At 72.8% G+C, this 17,583-nt stretch carries 10 protein-coding genes; 2 read left to right on the forward strand and 8 right to left on the reverse strand.

Going from position 1 to position 17,583, the window contains the following annotated elements:
- Nucleotides 1-66: 66 nt before the first annotated feature.
- Entirely contained in the window at nt 67-3,585 is a 3,519-nt protein-coding gene (locus tag WME89_RS13275; protein WP_438009545.1) for a DNA methyltransferase, read from the reverse strand.
- Nucleotides 3,582-6,350, reverse strand: a complete 2,769-nt coding sequence (locus WME89_RS13280) for an MXAN_6577-like cysteine-rich protein (RefSeq protein WP_438009546.1) — start codon at nt 6,348-6,350, stop codon at nt 3,582-3,584. The genes WME89_RS13275 and WME89_RS13280 overlap by 4 nt, the downstream gene beginning before the upstream one ends.
- Before the next feature lie 564 nt (nt 6,351-6,914).
- Here WME89_RS13280 and WME89_RS13285 point away from each other — a divergent pair.
- On the forward strand, nt 6,915-9,446 hold the full coding sequence (locus WME89_RS13285) for a DUF3656 domain-containing U32 family peptidase (protein ID WP_438009547.1): 2,532 nt from the start codon (nt 6,915-6,917) through the stop codon (nt 9,444-9,446).
- 82 nt (nt 9,447-9,528) lie between these two features.
- Here WME89_RS13285 and WME89_RS13290 read toward each other — a convergent pair whose 3' ends face one another.
- The 6 genes from WME89_RS13290 to WME89_RS13315 all read right to left on the reverse strand — a co-directional run bounded on the left by WME89_RS13290 (nt 9,529) and on the right by WME89_RS13315 (nt 16,047).
- Nucleotides 9,529-10,323, reverse strand: coding sequence for an SRPBCC domain-containing protein (locus WME89_RS13290; RefSeq protein ID WP_438009548.1), 795 nt, complete (start codon nt 10,321-10,323; stop codon nt 9,529-9,531).
- Nucleotides 10,320-10,640, reverse strand: coding sequence for an ArsR/SmtB family transcription factor (locus WME89_RS13295; protein WP_438009549.1), 321 nt, complete (start codon nt 10,638-10,640; stop codon nt 10,320-10,322). The genes WME89_RS13290 and WME89_RS13295 overlap by 4 nt, the downstream gene beginning before the upstream one ends.
- A 492-nt stretch (nt 10,641-11,132) precedes the next feature.
- Entirely contained in the window at nt 11,133-12,266 is a 1,134-nt protein-coding gene (locus WME89_RS13300) for a sugar ABC transporter substrate-binding protein (protein ID WP_438009550.1), read from the reverse strand.
- Between the two features lie 665 nt (nt 12,267-12,931).
- The gene (locus tag WME89_RS13305) at nt 12,932-13,414 is read right to left on the reverse strand and encodes a hypothetical protein (protein WP_438009551.1); all 483 of its coding nucleotides are present in this window, start codon (nt 13,412-13,414) and stop codon (nt 12,932-12,934) included.
- A gap of 413 nt (nt 13,415-13,827) precedes the next feature.
- Nucleotides 13,828-14,871 carry a hypothetical protein gene (locus WME89_RS13310; RefSeq protein WP_438009552.1) on the reverse strand — a complete coding sequence of 348 codons (1,044 nt, stop codon included), beginning with the start codon at nt 14,869-14,871 and terminating at the stop codon, nt 13,828-13,830.
- Nucleotides 14,872-15,144: 273 nt separating this feature from the next.
- Nucleotides 15,145-16,047 carry a bestrophin family protein gene (locus WME89_RS13315; protein WP_438009553.1) on the reverse strand — a complete coding sequence of 301 codons (903 nt, stop codon included), beginning with the start codon at nt 16,045-16,047 and terminating at the stop codon, nt 15,145-15,147.
- 307 nt (nt 16,048-16,354) lie between these two features.
- Here WME89_RS13315 and WME89_RS13320 point away from each other — a divergent pair, with 307 nt between their 5' ends.
- Entirely contained in the window at nt 16,355-17,569 is a 1,215-nt protein-coding gene (locus WME89_RS13320) for a metallophosphoesterase (RefSeq protein ID WP_438009554.1), read from the forward strand.
- Nucleotides 17,570-17,583: the final 14 nt, after the last annotated feature.

Here is a 17,583-nt window from a genome sequence, read left to right on the forward strand (position 1 = left end):
ACCACGGCGACCCGCTCTCGGCCCACGGCGGCTGCGACCTCGAGAGATCCCGCAGCTGTGGAGTGGTTACTCGCCCCCTCCGCGCTCCCGCGCTTCCTCGGCGGCGCGCGCCTCGTTGAGCGCGAACAGCCGGTCGATCACCCGGTCCTCGAACGCGCCCGCCGCCCGCCCCTCGCCGGGCGAGGAAGGCGCGGTGTACGGCGGAACCTCGATGTCGTCGAACCCGTACGCCGCGAGGACGGCGCGGTCCAGCTCCTCGTGGAGGCGGCGGAGCTCGACGACGCCCGGGCGCGCGCAGGCAGGGTCCTTGAGGAGGTTGTACATCGCGGTCAGGCCCTCTCCGAGCTCGACCATCAGCCGGGCGCGCGCCGCGTAGAGGCGCTCGCCGGCGGCGTCGAGGAGGCCGCCCGGGTCGAGGTGCTCCGGGCGAGGGAAGGGGAACGTCTCCACGCAGTCCGACGGCGCGTACCGGAGGCCCTCTCCCATCGTCGAGGAGAGCAGGCGCGCCCACGCCTCGTGCGCCCGCGACTGGAGCACCGCGAAGCGCGCGCAATCGTCGATCGCGAAGACGCACAGCTGGTCCGAGAACGTCCGGTCGACCGGCTGGAACGCGAAGCAGAGGTGCTTCGTCACCCGCGCCGCGACAAGGCACCGCCGGAGCGGCGCGATCCGGCGCCGGAGCTCCGGGCGCGGGTTCGCGAACTGCCACCACCGCGCCCTGTGGCCCGCGTCGACCCCCGTGCTCCTCAGGCGATCCCGCTCCGGCTTGACCCGGCTCCGGACGATCGCGAGGAGCTCGGGCCAGCGGCCGGCCTCGTCGAGCCCGCGCTCGCCGAAGTCGATCACGTAGCGGTGCGGGCTGTGCGAAGGGGAGGAGTTGACCTCCTCGCCGCCGAGGAACGGGCGGAGCACCTCGCCCGCCGCCGGATCGCCCGCGCGCAGGGCGCGCTCCTCGCCCTCGGTGAGGACGAAGCCCCCGCCGCGGAGGAAGCAGCCGATGAAGCACAGATCCCGGCTCGCCCGCAGCGGGCGCGGGTCGGGGCGCTCGGGCATCGCGCGCAGGTGGGAGTTGATGTGGCGCACAGGGCGGCCGTCGAGCAGGGGCGGCGGCGCGCCGTCGCCCGGCGACATGCCCACCGCGAGGTGGACGACGGCGACGTGGACCGCGGCGTCCCCGGGCCACGGGGCGCTGCGGACCGCATGGTAGATGACCGCCCGCCCGCCCTCGACGAGCGGCTGGAGCCCCGATCTCCGGGTGTCGCCCTGCGCGATGGTGTTCGTGGCGATGAGCCCCACCGTCCCGCGGCGCCCGAGCAGCGCGGCCGCGCGGCGGAAGAAGTGGGCCGCCAGGTCGGTGTTCTTCGTCGCGCCGTGCAGCCGCTCGAGCCACGCAGCGTAGATGTCCCCGTGATCCGTCGAGATCCGCTTGCCCCCGAGGAACGGCGGGTTGCCCACGAACGCGTCGAGCCGCGCCGCGCGGGGCTCCCGGGCGCCCTCGGACAGGCGGTCGGACGCGCGCGCCGCGCCGGGCTCCCTCGCGCCTTCGGACAGGGGGTCCGCCGCCTGCGCCTCCTGGAACACCTCCGGGAACTCCAGCGCCCAGTGGAACGCCGGCAGCGGCGGCGAGCCGCCCGGCGCGCCCTCCCCCCGGAGCGCCCGCTGCATGGCCAGGAGCTCCTCCGGCGGCGGCCGCCCGCCGCGGAGCCACGCGGCCGCGAGCTCCGCCCGGCGATCGCGCTCCCGCTGCCGGTCCCTGTCCTTCTCGTGCGCGAAGAACGCTCCCACCACGAGGTCGCCGAGGAGCCGCCCCCGGCCGATCGCCGCCTCGGCTTCCTGCGCCGCCTCGGCCTCCTGCATCAGGATGGTGTCGTGACGCAATGCGTCATCGTGGCCCGCGTCCGCGCCCACGGCCGGCGCGAGCTGCCGCCGCAGCCGGAGCGCCGCCTCGACCGCGGCGTCGATCGCCTCGCGGAACGGCGACACAGGCGCGGCGGGCTCCCAGTGGAAGGCGCGCAGCTGGGCGAGATCGAGCCCCACCAGGGAGTCGCCGTGGCGGAGGGCGTGATCGACGAACGTGAACGGCTCGTCGCGCGCGAGCGTCACGAGCCAGAGCGACAGCCGCGCCAGGCTCACCGCGAACGGGTTCTTGTCGGCGCCGTACAGGCAGCGCTGCGCCACGAGCCGCCGCGCCAGGCTCACCGCGCCCTCGCCCTCGCCGGCGAGCCGCCCGGCCGCCTCGGCGTCCCCGCGCGCCGCCTCGCGGGTCCAGGCGGCCACCACCTGGTCGGCAAGGTAGCGGCACGCCTCCATGAGAAAGGCGCCGGACCCCATGGCGGGATCGCAGACCGTCAGCCCGAGGAGCGCCTCCGAGGGCGGATCGTCGCCGAGCTGCCGGAGGAGCGGCTCGAGCGTCCGCGCGACGATCGGGGCCGAGAGGCCCCTCGGGGTGTAATGAGAGCTCGTCCGCCGCCGCTCGGCGACCGGCTGGAGGAACAGCCGCCCCGCGCCGAGCACCTCGGCGTCCCTCGCGCGCAGCGGCCCGAGCGCATCGAGGAGGTCGGCCTCGGTCCGCGCGGCGGCGAGCGCCGGCCCGAGGTGGCCCGCCTCGCGCCGCGAGAGCCCCGCCCGCTCGGCGAGCCACGCCGCCCGCCGCGCCGCGGGCTGCGCGAGCGCCTCGGCCGCGCTCACCCACACCCTGTCCGGCCTGAGGCACACCGTCGGCCCGGCGGCGCGCTCGACCCGGTAGCCCATGAGCGCCTCGTAGAGCCCGCCGAGCTGCTCGATCTCGATCGTCCGGTACGACAGCGGCCGCCCGTCGAGCACGAGGAGCTTCTCGAGCACCGCGAGCACCGTGCCGTCGTCCACCGACGGCGCCCGCGTCGCCTCGCGGTCCACCGCCCGCGGCGCCTCGCGGCCCTCGGCTGGCGGGCCCGCGCGCGCCCGGAGCGTGGCGCGCCCGGGGTGGCCCAGCGCGCCGGTGCCCGCGCGCGGAAGGGGCGCGGCGCGGCCGGGCGCGCCGGTGCCCGCGCGCTCCAGGAACGGGTAGCGCTCCGGGTCGAAGAGCTGGCCTCGCCGCGCCGGCAGGGTGAGCTCGGGGCGGCGCACGCCGTGGAAGACGGCGCGGAACAGCGCGACGAGGCGCGCCCACGCCCCGAAGCGCCGCTGCAGCGCGGCCGGGCGGGCGGCGCGCTCCGCCGCGAGCTCCCGGAAGAGCGAGAGCACGCCGAGGTGCGCCGCGTAGTGCGGGTCATCGACCGGCAGGAGCCCGCGGTCCTCCGCGTGGAGCAGGAACACGAGCCGGAGGAGCGCGGTGAGGAGCCCGCCGTGGAGGTGCTCCGGGCCGCGCGCGAAGGCTTCCTCGAGCGCTTCCGCCCCGTCGCGCCGGGCCGCGTCCTCGAAGCCGCGGAGCAGGGCGCCGAGCGCGTCGAAGACCTGACCCGCGAGCGCGCCCGCGACGTCCGCCTGCCGCGCCCTGCTGTCCCGGGGGACGGGCTGATCCATGCCGAGCCCCGGAGTGTACGCGAGCGCCGCGCGGTCCGCTCCGGTTCTGTCCGGGGAGGGGGCGCGGCGCTCGTCGACGATCACGGGTCGATATCGACGTGGAGCTCGTAGGGGCCCGAGCTTCGCTCGTAGCCGTCGACCACGATGGTGATCGTCTGCCCCGCCTCGAGCGCCACCGAGAGCTCCGACGTGACCCCGCCGTCCCAGGCCGAGTCGTCGTTGCACTCGAGCTCCTCGCCGGAGCAATCGCCGTCGAACACCGCGAGGACCGTGTCGTACTCGGAGCCGTACGTGTCGATGATGTACGTCCCCGCCTCGGGCGCGGTGAACGAATGAATGACCTCGGTCGCCAGCGAGCCGCCGCAGCTCGCGCTCTTCGCGTCGAGGCTCCCCAGGGTCGTCCCCGTCGCGGTCAGCGGGAGGACGGGCTCCAGCTCGACGGGCGCGTCGCACGTGCCGGTGCCGTCGAACTGGCCCACGTTGAGCGTGTACTCGCCCTCCGCGCCGTCGGTGTCGATGCTGATCACGATGGTCGCGCCGGCGTCGAGCCACACGAGCAGCCGCGAGGCCGTGCCGCCGGCGACGCAGTCCGTCTCGACCTCGCCGCACCCGCCCTCGCGCACGGACAGGATCGTCGCGATGGAGGAGCCTGCCGTGTCGAAGGTGTAGTACCCGTCGGCGGGCGCGGTGAAGCCATAGGTCGCCTCGCCGCCGGAGCCCGAGCCGCACTCCGGGGTCAGGAGATCGGGATAGTCCACGTTGCTGCCCGTGACCGTCTGCGGGACCGTGCTGTCGAGCTCGATGAGGGGGCACGGCGGCGCCTCCTGCTGGGTGACGGTGAGCATGTACTCGCCGCTCGTGGAGTTGCTGTCCAGCGAGACGATCACGGTCTGATCGGCGGAGAGGAGCACGCTCACCCTCGAGGTGGTGACCTCCCCGGAGGGGTCCACGTCGTCGTTGCACCGGAGCGAGGGGCCGGCGCACGAGCCGCTCCGCACGTCCAGGATCGTGTCGAACGTCGAGCCCTCCGTGTCGAAGGTGTAGATTCCGTCGGCCGGGGCGGTGAAGCTATAGGTCGCCTCGGGGCCCCCGCTGTAGCCGCAGGACGGCTCGAGCAGGTCGAGGAACTCGGCGGTCGTGCCCGTGACCGTCTGAGGCGCCGTCGAGCCGAGATCGATGAGGGGGCACGGCACCTCGCTGATCTCGAGCTCGTAGGTGCCCGTCTCGCCGTAGGTGTCCAGCACGATGACCACTGTCTCGCCGGTCGAGAGGGGGACCGTCGCCCGAGCAGGGGTGGCCTCGCCGTCGGCGCACGTGACGAACTCGCCGTCGCAGGCGCCGGTGCGCACATCCATCAGGACGGGGAAGCTCGATCCCTGCGTGTCGAACAGGTACACGCCGTCGTTCGGCGCGGTGAAGCTGTAGGTCGCCTCGCCGCCGGTCGTGGAGACGAAGCAGGCCGAGAGCACGTCGGGGAGGCCCTCGTTGCTCCCGGTCACCGTCTGCGGGACCGTCGAGCCGAGGTCCTGGCCCGGGCACGGGGGGGCCTCGAAGACGTCCAGCGTGAAGCTGCGGAGCGAGCGGCCCGGGCTCGACACGGCGACGAGCACCGTCTCCTCGGCCTCGAGCTCCGCCGTGATGGTCGACTCGCTGAAGGCGTTCTCGCAGGCGAGCGACTCGCCGGTGCAGGTGCCGTCCTCGAGGACCTCGAGGATCACCTCCCCCGGGGCGCGCGCGGTGAAGACGTAGGCGCCCGCCTCGGGGGCGGTGAAGGTGTAGGTGGCGTCGGCGCTCGACGTGTAGTCGCACTCAGAGGACACCGAGTCTTCGAGCCCGACGGTCGTGCCCGTGACCGTCTGCGGGACGACGGGCTCCAGGGCGGTCGGCGTGCACATGACCGGGCCCGGCTGGGTGAGGCGAAGGGTGAAGTCGTCCTCCGCGCCGCTCGCGCCGCTCACCACCACGAGGATGCGCTCGCCCTCGGCGAGATCGACGAAGATCTGCGACTGGATGCCCTCGGCGTCGTCGTTGCAGGCGAGCTCGGCGCAGGTGTCCGCCGAGAGCGCCCCGAGCGCCGTGTCGAACGGGGCCTCGAAGGTGTCGAAGATGTACGTCCCCGCGGAGGGCGCGGTGAACAGGAACGTCTGATCGGGCGCGTTCGGCCCCGAGCAGCTCAGCGCGCGGGTGTCGGCGGCGTCGCGGGTGGTGCCGGTCACCTGCTGGGGGGCGACGGTGCCGATGTCCTCGGAAGGCGCCACGCTGCACCCGCAGGTGCCCTCCTCGCACGGGCGCCCGGGATCGCAGGCGCTGTCGCAGCCGCCGCAGTGCAGCGGATCGGCGCTGAGGTCGACGCAGCTGCCGGCGCAGTCCGTGAAGCCCTCCAGGCAGGTCCGCTGGCAGAGCGAGCCGGCGCACGCGCGGCCCGGGTCGCACTGCTTGTCGCACTTGCCGCAATGGTCCGGGTCGGTGCGCGTGTCGACGCAGACGTCGTCGCAGCGCTTCATGTAGCGCTCGCCGCCGCAGTCCGGGGCGCCGCCGCCGCTGCCGGCGGCGGGGGTGCCGTCGGTGCCGTCGGTGCCGCCGGCGCCGCCGCCGCCCTGCGCCGGCTCCTCGCACGCGCCGTTGACGCACGACGCCCCGGCCGGACATTCGTTGCCGCACGCGCCGCAGTTATCGGGATCGGACCCCAGCGCCATGCACACGCCATCGCAGTCGAAATAGGGAACGTCGCAGATCTGCGCCGGCGCCCCGTCGCTGCCGCACGCGGACGTCGCCGCGAGGATCGCGGCGGGCAGCCAGGCGACGGCCCGTGAGGGCGCGTACCTGAAGCGAAATCCGTCTCTCTTCATCGCCATCCCTTTGCGGCATGCGCCGTCGCGACGCATGGGCGGGCGGGAAATGCAAGCGCCTCTCCGACGTTCAGCTCCCGAATTCCGCGCTGGTTGTTGTGGGAAAGTCGTCGCTCCGCTCCTCCGACCCGGCCACCGAGGCCGCGCCGGCGGGCGAGGACCCGATGGCGTTTTGGTCGGGTGGGCTCTTGCGGGATCGTGCCCCACGTCGGGAAGCCAGGTCAAGGCGCACGGGCGCGCCGCGGTGTGTGAGGCGAGGCGTTTTCTTGCTCGTTTCCGCCGCGGGATGCGCCGCGGTGTAGGCGCGCCGAGCCGAGGCGCAGAGAGGTGCGCTCGCGCTGCTCGAATCGCAGGCGATCGCGGCACGCAGGGCGCGGTGTGCGCAATGCAGAGCACGGCGCACGGCGTGGGGAGCGCGGCGCACGGCGCGCGGCGTGGCGAGCGCGGCGTGGCGAGCGCGGCGTGGCGAGCGCGGCGAGCGCGCGGCTGCGGTCCGGCCGGCTCATCAGGACGCCGCGCGTGCCAGGGGGGACAACCGCCGCGCCCCTTGCTAGAACCGCCCGCATGATGCGGCCCGCACGCCCTGAAGTCCTCGCCCCGGCCGGCGACCGCGCCGCCCTCGAAGCCGCCGTGCGCGGCGGGGCGGATGCCGTCTACTTCGGGCTCCGGGGCGGCGCCGCGGGCAGCGGCGCGGCGGCGCCCTCGCCGTTCAACGCCCGCGCCCGGGCCGCGAACTTCGACGCGGCGGAGCTCGCGGAGACGATGCGCTTCCTCCACGCCCACGGCGTGAAGGGCTACGTGACCCTGAACACGCTCGTGTTCGACGACGAGCTCCCGGCGGTGCGCGCCGCGGTCGAGGCCTGCGCCTCGGCCGGGGCCGACGCGATCATCGTGCAGGACCTCGGGGTCATGCGCCTCGCGCGGGCGCTCGCGCCCGAGCTCCCGATCCACGCCTCCACGCAGATGACCTGCACCGACGCGGCCGGCGTCGAGCTCGCCCGGTCGCTCGGCGCGGCGCGCGTCATCCTCGCCCGGGAGCTCTCGCTCGACGACATCGCGGCCATCCGCCGGGCGACCGACGTCGAGCTCGAGGTCTTCGTGCACGGGGCGCTCTGCATCGCGTACTCGGGGCAGTGCCTGACGAGCGAGGCCATCGGCGGCCGCAGCGCCAACCGCGGCGCGTGCGCCCAGGCGTGCCGCCTGCCGTACCGGCTCGTCGTCGACGGCGCGCTCCGCGAGCTCGGCGACGCGGCCTACCTCCTCTCGCCGGAGGACCTCGACGCCACGGACGTCATCCCCGACCTCGTCGCCCTCGGGGTCGCCTCGGTGAAGATCGAGGGGCGCCTCAAGGGCCCCGAGTACGTCGGCGCCACCGCGCGGCTCTACCGCGCCGCGATCGACGCCGCGCTGGGGGAGGGAGCGGGCCCCCGGGGAGCGGAGCGGGAGGCGGCGCTCCAGGCGTTCTCGCGCGGCTCGGGGCCTGGCTTCCTGCGCGGCGTCGACCACCAGCGCCTCGTCGACGGCCGCACGTGCGACCACCGCGGCATCGAGGTGGGCGAGGCGCGCGGCGCCGGCCGCCGGCGCGGGCACGAGGTCGTCGTCGTGCGCGCGGCCCGGCCGCTCGCGCGCGGCGAGGGGATCCTCGTGGAGGGCGGCTTCGCCGGCGAGGGCGAGATCGGCGGCCGCATCTGGGGCCTGTGGGCGGACGGCCGCGAGGTCGAGCGCGCGCCGGCGGGCGGCGACGTCGAGGTCTGGCTCGGCCCTGACCGGCGCCTGCCGGACGACGTGCTGCGCGGGGCGCGGTCGCTCCGTGGGCGCCGCGTCTTCCGCACGAGCGACCCGGCTGCTGCGCGCGAGGTCCGTGACGCGCTCGACCGCGCCCAGCGCCGCGTCGCGATCGACGTCCACCTGGAGGGCCGCCTCGGCGAGCGCCCGCGGCTGTCGGCGGTGGCCGAGGGCGGCGCGTCGGCGGCGGTCGAGGTGGACGCGCCGCTCGGCCGCGCCGACCGGTCGCCGCTCGACGAGGCCACGCTGCGGAAGCAGCTCGATCGCCTCGGGGACACGCCCTTCGCCCTGCGCGGCGTCGGGCTGTCGCTCGACGGGCCGGCGCTCGTGCCGCCGTCGGCGCTCAACCGCGCCCGCCGGGCGCTCGTCGCGGCGCTGCTGGCGGCGTCGCACCGGCCTCATGCGTGCGCGTCCGAGCCGGCCGAGGACATCATCGCCGGGGCCGTTCCCCCGGCGGTCGAGCCGCCGGCGCCGGGCCTCTTCGTGCTGTGCCGCAACGTGGTCCAGGCGCGCGCGGCCCTCGACGCCGGCGCGAGCGGCGTGTACCTCGATTTCCTGGAGATGGTCGGCCTCGGCGCGGCGGCGCGCGAGCTCATCGCGGCCGGGGCCTCGGTGGCGGTCGCGCCGCCGCGGATCCGCAAACCGGGCGAGGAGAAGATCGACAGGTACCTGCTGTCGCTCGGGCCGGCGGCGATCCTGGTCCGCAGCCTCGGCGCGCTGCTCGACGCGTCGCCGGGCGTGCCCCGGATCGGCGATTTCTCGCTGAACGTGACGAACAAGCTGGCCGCGCGCGAGGTCCTCTCGCGGGGGCTCGCCGCGTTCACGCCGTCGTTCGACCTCGACGCCGCGCAGCTCGTGGCGCTGCTCGACTCGCCGTTCGCGCCGTTCGCCGAGGTGGTGGTGCACCACCCGATGCCGCTCTTCCACATGGAACACTGCGTGATCGCGGCGACGCTCTCGGAGGGCAAGGATCACCGCACCTGCGGCCGGCCGTGCGAGGAGCACGCGCTGTCGCTGCGGGATCGGGCGGGGATGGATCACCCGCTCGAGGCGGACGTGGGGTGTCGGAACACCGTATTTCATGCGGCGCCGCAGAGCGCGGCGCACCTCGTGCCGAAGCTCGCGAAGAGCGGGGTGCGGCGGTTCCGGATCGAGCTCGTGCGCGAGGACGCCGAGGGGGCGCGGCGGGCGGTGGAGGCGTACCGGCGGCTGCTCGCCGGGGACGTCGCGCCCGCGGAGGTCGCGCGCGGGCTGCGGACCGAGGGGAGCTACGGCGTGGTGAGGGGGTCGCTGCGGGTGCTGCAGGCGTGACGCGGGGGGCAACATGGCCGCGGAGCGCTTCGAGCTGCCCAGCGGCGCGGCTTCGGCCGCACCTGTCACCGGCGCAGCGGTGTCAACCGCGCGTCACCGCCTGCAGCATCGGCAGCACCTCGTAGCGGAACCCGCGCTCCGACCGGATCGCCGGATCGCCCGCCTCCAGCGCCCGCACCGCGGCCTCGTCCGCGACGCGCACCACGCCGAGCCCCCACGGCCCGCCGGGATCGGCCACCGGTCCGAACACGATGGCCGTCCCCGCGTGCAGGTGTCCCGTCCAGTACGCGACGTGCTCTTGCATCACCGCCCTTTCCTCGGCGGTCATGTCCATCGGGAACGTCGGTCGCGGCGGCAGCAGCCGGCAGACAAAGAAACGAGGCGGCGCGCTGGCCTCTTCGCTCCCGGCATGCTCGTCGAGCCACCCCAGCACGCTCTCCCAGCCCTCGGCGTGCATGCGGCATGACTCGGAACGTCCGGCGAAGCCTTCGTGACGAACGGTGACGCGCGTCCCCTCGGCGATGGGCTCCAGACTGTACGTGAGCGTGGTCACGTGCCCGCCGTCCCACTCCGGCTTCCACGTCTGCACCAGCTTGTGAGGCGGGTCGATCTCGAGGAACTCGCCCTCGACCGAGAACGGATTGCCGTCCGAGCCGCGCCCATCCGCGCGCCACTTGCCGCCGACGCGAAGATCCACCGCCCAGCCGGTGGTGCGATACGTCTCTTCCGAGCCCCACCAGCGCTTCACCTCTTCCGGTGAGGTGAGGGCGCGGAACACGCGCTCCGGCGTCGCGGCGATGTCCACGGTCGCCAGGATGGTGCCCTGGGTGACGTCGGCGATGGCTCGGGCGGCGCGCTTCTTCGTGGCGGTCGTCATGTTTCCTCCAGGTAACGCTTCAAGCTGTCGAGGTTTCTCTGCCAGAACGATCGGTAGCCTTCGAGCCACCCGGCAGCACGCTGGAGCGGAGCCGGATGGAGCTGGTACAGCCGCTCGCGCCCCGCGCGCTGCTCGGTGACGAGGCGCGCCTCGCGGAGCACGCGGAGATGCTTGGAAATCGCGGGTCGGCTCAGCGCGAAGTCGGCGGCGAGCGCGTTCACCGGCGCGGGCCCGGCGCGCAGGCGATCCAGGATCGCACGCCGGGTCGGGTCGGCGATGGCTCGGAAGACGTCGGCGTCAGCGCGGGCTCGGTGCATGTCAGGTAACCAATAGGTTACTGATATGCCGATCCCTCTCGTCTGTCAACGTCCGCGTGGCGAGGGCGTGGCGAGGGGGCCTCTCGCGGCTGCCGACGGGCGCTCCGGACGCGCGTTCGTTGAAGAGAAGGAGCGTGCGCGGGTAGGGAGGACGCTGGGCCTCTATTCCTTCATGACGGCCCGAAGGACGGTGCGCCTTGTCATCGCGCCCGGCAGATGCGCCTCTCGGGTCGCTCTGTGAGCCGACGCCTTGATGGCCATCCGGAGCCTGGAACCCCCGCCGGCGGCATCCGTATGCCCATCACCCGGGGCGCCAGCCAGCGGGCGCACGCAGGACGGGTCAAGGCGCGCAGCGGCGACCGCGCGCGGCGCCGTGCTCGCCGGGCTATCGGCGCGGCACGCCGCCGAGGCCCGCCACGACGAGGTAGGCCGCGTCGCCGCGCCCGAGCACGCGCTGGAGCCGCGCGAGGTCCTCCTCGATCTGCGACACCGCTACTGCTCTGCGCCGATCTCGTCGAGGAAGTCGATGTAGGCGTTGACCTTGCCCGACGGGACCACGTCGACGCCGAGGTCGAACTGATCTCCCAGGAGCTGAGGCGCGAGGATCTTCTTGGTCGCGTCGAGGCCGATGCTCTTGATGCCGTAGACGATATAGGGCCCGAGGTACCCCTCGTAGTACTGACGCTGGACGTGCGTGGCCTTGATGCGACCCTGGCGCATGTAGTCGGCGGTCTGCGGCGCGAAGTCGAAGGCGACGATGGGGAGCTCCGGCGCGTCCACGGCGTCCGCGGCCAGCACGCATCGATACGAGTCGCTGAACATCCCCATCAGGCCCACGACGGGCGGGTCCGCGTCCTCGATCTCGCCTTTCATCACCTCGACGTCCCTGGCTTCGTCATCATAGATGGACTGATGTACCAGAACGTCGTAACCGGCTTCCTCGAGCGCCTCCTTGGCGCCCTGGGTCCGGTTGACGCCGTCGGCCCAGCTCGGGTCGGCCCAGCCGTGGATGAGCACCGTGCCCGGCCGCCCCTCGGGCAGCATCTCGAGCAGGGTATTCCCTGCCGTGGCCCCGGCAGACCTGCTGAGTATCCCGATGTAGAACGCGCGCTTCGAGCTCGCCAGGTCGGTGTCGAGCGCCACCACGGGGATCCCCTTCGCGATGGCCTCGTCGATCGCGGCCGCGTTGCCTTCGCCGAAGGGCGTGATGGCCATCCCCTCGGCGCCTTCCTCCACCGCCTGCTTTATCTGTTCGGTCTGGAGCTTCATCAATTGCTCTTGATCTGCCGAAGCACTGGTGGACCCGAGCACGTTCCCCGTGACCCTCCCGGAGACCCCGAGCTCACCCATGGCCCGGTTCGCGCCCGTGGCGATCGGCGCAAAGAAGTCGTTGAGGGACTTCAGCAACACCGCGACCTGCATGGTCTGGATCGAGCTCTTGTTGATCTCGGCGACGAGCTCGTCGATCGTGGCCTCGATCTTCACCGGGACGAACTCGTTCTGAGGAAGCGGTGTTCGCTTGATGGGCGTGGCTGCCCTCGCCTCGTCCGTATCGCTCTCTCCGCATGCCGCCGTCATCAGCATGAGCCCGATGGCCGCTGCCCAATTTCGCCCAATCATCGTCATGAGACCCCTCCTGGTACGCTGTCGCTCGTTCGTATGTGGTTCGTGCGGTCGCGCTCGGTGCCCTTGCGCGCAGATCAGACCTGTAGCGAGATCATGGCCGCGGCGTGCATGGGGCAGAAACCGGGCCGAGATCGACGACGGACTCGCTCCGCAGGCTGAGCGGCGGCGAGACCCCCAGGTGTCCGTCGAGGGTGCCTGCGGGGATGTCGACGAGGAGCTCCTCGGCGCGCAGCGCAGGGCTGAGGAGCCATGCAGCAGCGGGACGAGAGGAGGGATGCGAGTCCCACAAGCAGCACGATCTGAGTACAACGCATGCACCGGCTCTGACGAGCGCACCACGTGCCGCGTCCACCGGAGCGATGCGACACGACAGATGACGTCGAGTACATGCGCGACCTGAGGGACACGGCATCACAGCAAGGAGCGGCCTGTCAAGCGGCGTCCAAGGAAGAAGCTTCAGATCTGGATCGGGCAACGACGCCAAGCTGCTGTGGAACCGAGTGGATCTCGGTGGGCCCGGCGTGAGCGGGACCACCGCGAGCCGGCGCAGCAGGTGACGCCAGGTACAGCGCTCCACGTAACTCCACGTAACTCCACGGCGGGCACCAGGCTGCCAGCGCCGACCCCGGGGCCGGACCTGCGACCACGGTACCGCAATGAAGACGTCACCGACATGCGTTCGGGGCGGCGGTGCAGTCGCCGAGGGCCCCGCACACATAGGAGCGCGCGCACGTCTTGGCGTCACTCTGAGAGTACGCCGCGACGTGCTGGGTCGACCTCCCGAAGGGACTGGTGACGCATATCGCGTACGTTCGTGCCGCCCCCGCCGTGGCGAGCTGAACGCCCTGGAGTGCGGCGCTCGCGGCGGCGCATCCCAGCGCCTCCAAGTTCGAGTCCGCGAAGATCACGAGTCCTGGGCCCTCGCAGCGCGTGTCCGGCAATGCGGTGCTGAACGTATAGGCGATCGCCCCACGACAATCGATGAAGCTCGGCTCGCGCTTCCGGGTAGCGTCGCCGCGCGCACCGCTGACGTCGCCGCAGCTGCCCTCGGCAGGGCCGCCGTCGGCCGAAGGCGATCCGCTCGCGGGGGTGATGTTGAACAGCAGGGAAGCACTCCAGGTAGATAGCGCCGTTGCGAGCAGTCTCATGGGTCGTCTCTCGTCGTGCGAACAGGGAGAGCGTTCAGTGCACGAGCGACCACCGAACGACGCCGCCAACCACGCGACCGAGCTCGTTCAGCCGTCGAGTATTGGCAGGTAGCACGCTGGTCACACGTTAGTTAGCACATCCAGCACGTCTCGTGCCGCGCCGCAGGGCTGGCGCTCCGACGCCGTTCCCGCGGGTGGAGGTCGCGAGCAGAGGCACGTTTGCGTGCCGTTTTGCTGGTCGGCGCGAGCATGACGCGTCCTTTTGCGCATTCGAGTTGCGCATTCGAGCAAGATCTCGATGCTGGCGCCTTCTTCCTCGGTCCCGACTTTCCGAGCTCTCGATGTCGGGAGCTCGACGGTGCCAGGCGGCCCGCGGTCGTCAGCCTTCAACCCGGGGACTGCGGCGCCAGCGCTCAAGCGGCCTGGCGCGGGCGCGGGTCGAACGACAGGACCTCCCACAGGCCGTCTCCGCTGGCTTCCTCGTGCGTCCCTGCGTCTCCGACGCGCTCGATGCGCGCGTCACCCACGAAGCGCAGGTAGCCGCCGGCGTCGCCGAAGCCGAGCGCCAGCACATCCCGGCGCCGCGCGAACTCGACCCGGTAGCGCGCATCGCCGGCCGGGATCTGGTAGATTAGCCGGCTGGCCACCGGGACCCCGGTGCCCGGGTCGCGCGCCTCGTCGATGGCCGAGAGCTCCAGCCCCTCGGTGCCCTTGGCGAGCACCTCGCCGCCGCGCGCGAGCAGGAACGCGACAAGCACCGCCTTGCCGTACCTGGCGTGGCTGACCGCGCGCAGCGTGACCACGGTGTACTCGCCGATGTGGGCATGCCCCCAGTACCAGTGATCGATGGCCGACGCGGGAGCGACGTTACCCCAGTTGTGATCGTGGTATCCGACCCCGCCGAGCCGCTCGCGCCGGCCGCCGGCGGTGATCTCCGCGGTCACCCGCGCGCGGGGCATCACCGGGAGCCAGGCGATGTAGCGCGACTCATCCTCTCCGAGGAGCATGTGGCCGGTGGCAGGGCGCCAGGGCGCAAGCTCGGAGATCATCTCCAGGTCGATCGCGGTGCCCTCCAGCTCCACGTGGACCTCCTGGCGTCGCAGGTCGCCGCGGCACCAGTGCTCGCCGATGCGTACGTCGCAGCCCTCGCGCGACGCCGAGAACGCTTCCGGCGCGGCGACGGTGCTCTTCACCAGCAGCGAGCCGTCGGGGCGGAGCATCACCAGCGAGACAAACGGCATGAGCGGCGTGGAGGGCGAGACCACCGGCGGCTTCGTGTGCAGCTCGATCGTGATGCGGGTGCCGTCGTCAAGGCGGCAGTCGTGGTACCACCACTCGAAGCTGCGTGCGCCCGGGTCGGTGCGCAGGCCGTCCTCCCAGGCCTGAATGCGGTCGGGGTCGAGGTTCAAACGCCGGTAGTGGGCGGGTTCGCTGCCGAGCACTGCGGGCTGCGCCATGCGCTGAAGCTGGTACCCGCGCCGCGCCGTGGCAACGGTGCGTCTGGCGATAATGCAGACCGGGCGAGCTCGCCTTGAATGCAGACCTTCAAGAGGATGAAGGCAGGAGAATCGTTCAAGAGGATGAAGGCAGGAGAATCGTTCAAGAGGATGAGGGGCGGGAGATGAGGGAGAGTATGTAAATACTCCTTCCCGCCTGTACGCCCGGCCAGAGCGGCCGGGGCCGGATGAGAGCGGCCCGGAGCGCGCGTCCCCACACGCGCCGCGCGGCGCTCAGTCCTCGTAGTTCTCGGCCTTCGAGGCCATCACCAGCTCGAGCGGCGATGAGCCCAGGAGGTTGCGCTCGATCGTGTCGCAGACCCGCGTGAGCGGCAGATCGTTCGGCTCGTGGCCGAAGGGGTCGTCGAGCTCCTCGCCGAGCGCCTCGATCATCAGGACGGGATAGGCGACCATCATCGTCACGATCGGCGTGATGAACCCGAGCGCGTTGACCAGGGCGAGGGGCAGCGTGGCCAGGTAGAGCGCCACGCCGCGCCGCAAGATCAGCACGTAGCCGAGCGGCGTCGGTGTCTTCAGGATGCGCTCGCAGCCCCCGAGGCAATTGACCAGGACGTTCAGCTCCTCCTCCGCGCACGCCGCCATGTTGCGCTCGAGGCTCCCGGCCCGCCCGAAGGCCGCGAGGCGCTCGGAGAGCTGCTGCGCGGCGTAGAGCGGCGGGTGGGCATGCGCCTTCAGGGCCTCGAGCTGCGCCGCGGGGAGGAGCCGCTCGATCTCCGGGCGCTCGGACTGCCCGCGGAGCGAGCGCCGCGTCGCGTGGACGAACACCACCACCCAGACGGCGAACTCGCGCGCTACGGCTGGCTCCACCGCGGCGTGCGCGCTGACGATGCGCGTGATGTTGCGGCTCGCATTCACGATCGAGCCCCAGAGGGTGCGGCCCTCCCAGAAGCGGTTATAGGAAGTGTTCGTGCGGAACGCGAGGATGAGCGCGATCACCGCGCCCGCGACCTCGTAAAAGCCAATCGAGAGGCCGACGCGGGGGACGTACCTGTCCGCGAGCCAGAGCGCCGCGGCGATGACGCCGAAGGCCAGCACGCGGCGCATGACGCCCGGCGAGAAGGAGCCGCGCGGGGAGACCAGCAGATGAAGCCAATCGCGTGTCGTGTACGGGATCATCGGGAGCAACCCTCGCGGCGATGCCCCTCGGAGCACCGGAAGGCCTTGCCAGGATCGCCGCCTTCATCGCCGGGATCGAGCGCGCGCAGCGCGTGCCTCACCAGGAGGAGCATCGCGCCTGCCTACCAGCAAGGTCCCTGTGCCGCAACGCCGCCCGACGGCGCGGCTCGGGCGCCTCGCGCGCCTCGCAGGAGGCGTCGCCGCGCCGGCGCCTGGCGCGGGCACGCTGGACGCGCGAGACTCGGGCTCCGACCAGGCGGGACAGGCCGCGGTGGCGCTGTACGCCTGAGTCGCCTGGAGCTGTCGCTTGAAGGTCCCGTCCCCCATCGTCCTGTTCTGGGTGGCCTCGGTCCTCGCCTGGATCGTCGTCTTCGCGGCGGCGAGGCGCCGCCGAGGTCGGTTCTACGCGCGGTTCGTCGGCGTCCTCGTCGGCCTCCACACCCTGATCTCCTGCGCGCTCTTCCGGCACGTCGGCCCGCTCGCGCCGGTGTTCGCGTACCTCCAGGCCGCCGTGTACCTGCACTTCTTCCTGCTCTCGCGCCCGCGGATGCGCCCGGTCGCCTACCGCGCGCTGGTGAGCATCCCCGCGTCGTACTTCGTCGCGGCGATCTTCCTGTCGTTCCCGTGGGCCATCGCGGGCGGGCTCGGCGCGACGCCGTACGGCCTCTGGGCGCCGTTCGCCCTCGCGGGGATCGGCATCCTCCAGTCGCTCACCACCCGCCGCGAGGAGGTCGAGCTCGTCGTCGACCGCGCTCGCGTCGAGGGGCTGCGCCGCCACCCACTGCCGCGCGACCAGGCGCCCGGCGCGCGCCGCCCCCTGCGCATCGTCCAGATCACCGACCCGCACCTCGGTCCGTTCATGTCCGTCGCGCGGCTCCGCGGCATCTGCGAGCGCGCGGTCGAGCGCGATCCCGATCTGGTCGTGCTCACCGGCGATTACCTGACCATGGAGTCGCAGGGCACAGCGGAGCACCTCGCCGAGGCGCTGTCCCCGCTCCGCGCCCTCGAGGGCCGCGTGTTCGCGTGCCACGGCAACCATGATCACGAGGCGCCCCGGCACGTCGCGACAGCGCTCGCCCGGGCGGGCGCGCGCCTGCTCGTGGACGACGCGGCGCTCGTCGAGACCGCCGCGGGGCCGGTGCAGATCCTCGGGATGGACTTCCACTACCGCGACCGCGCGCTGCGCATGGCCGAGGTCTGCGCCCAGCACCCGCGCGTCCCCGGCGCGCTCCGGCTCATCCTGCTCCACGATCCGGGCGCGTTCCGCCACCTCGGGGAGGGGGAGGGAGACCTCGTGCTGTCAGGTCACACCCACGGCGGGCAGGTCGGCATCGTCAGCCTCGGCGGCACCTGGACCGCCATGCGGCTCTTCGTGACGATGCCCGATCACGGCCTGTGGGCCCGCGGCCCGGACCGGCTCTACGTGCACCGCGGGACCGGCCACTACGGCTTCCCCCTCCGGCTCGGCGTGCCCGCCGAGGAGAGCGTCCTCAAGGTCCACCTCGCCGCGGACGGCGCGTGAGGGACGGAACCCTT

Source organism: Sorangium sp. So ce321, assembly GCF_051530195.1.
In the GTDB taxonomy this organism is placed as follows: Bacteria; Myxococcota_A; Polyangia; order Polyangiales; family Polyangiaceae; genus Sorangium.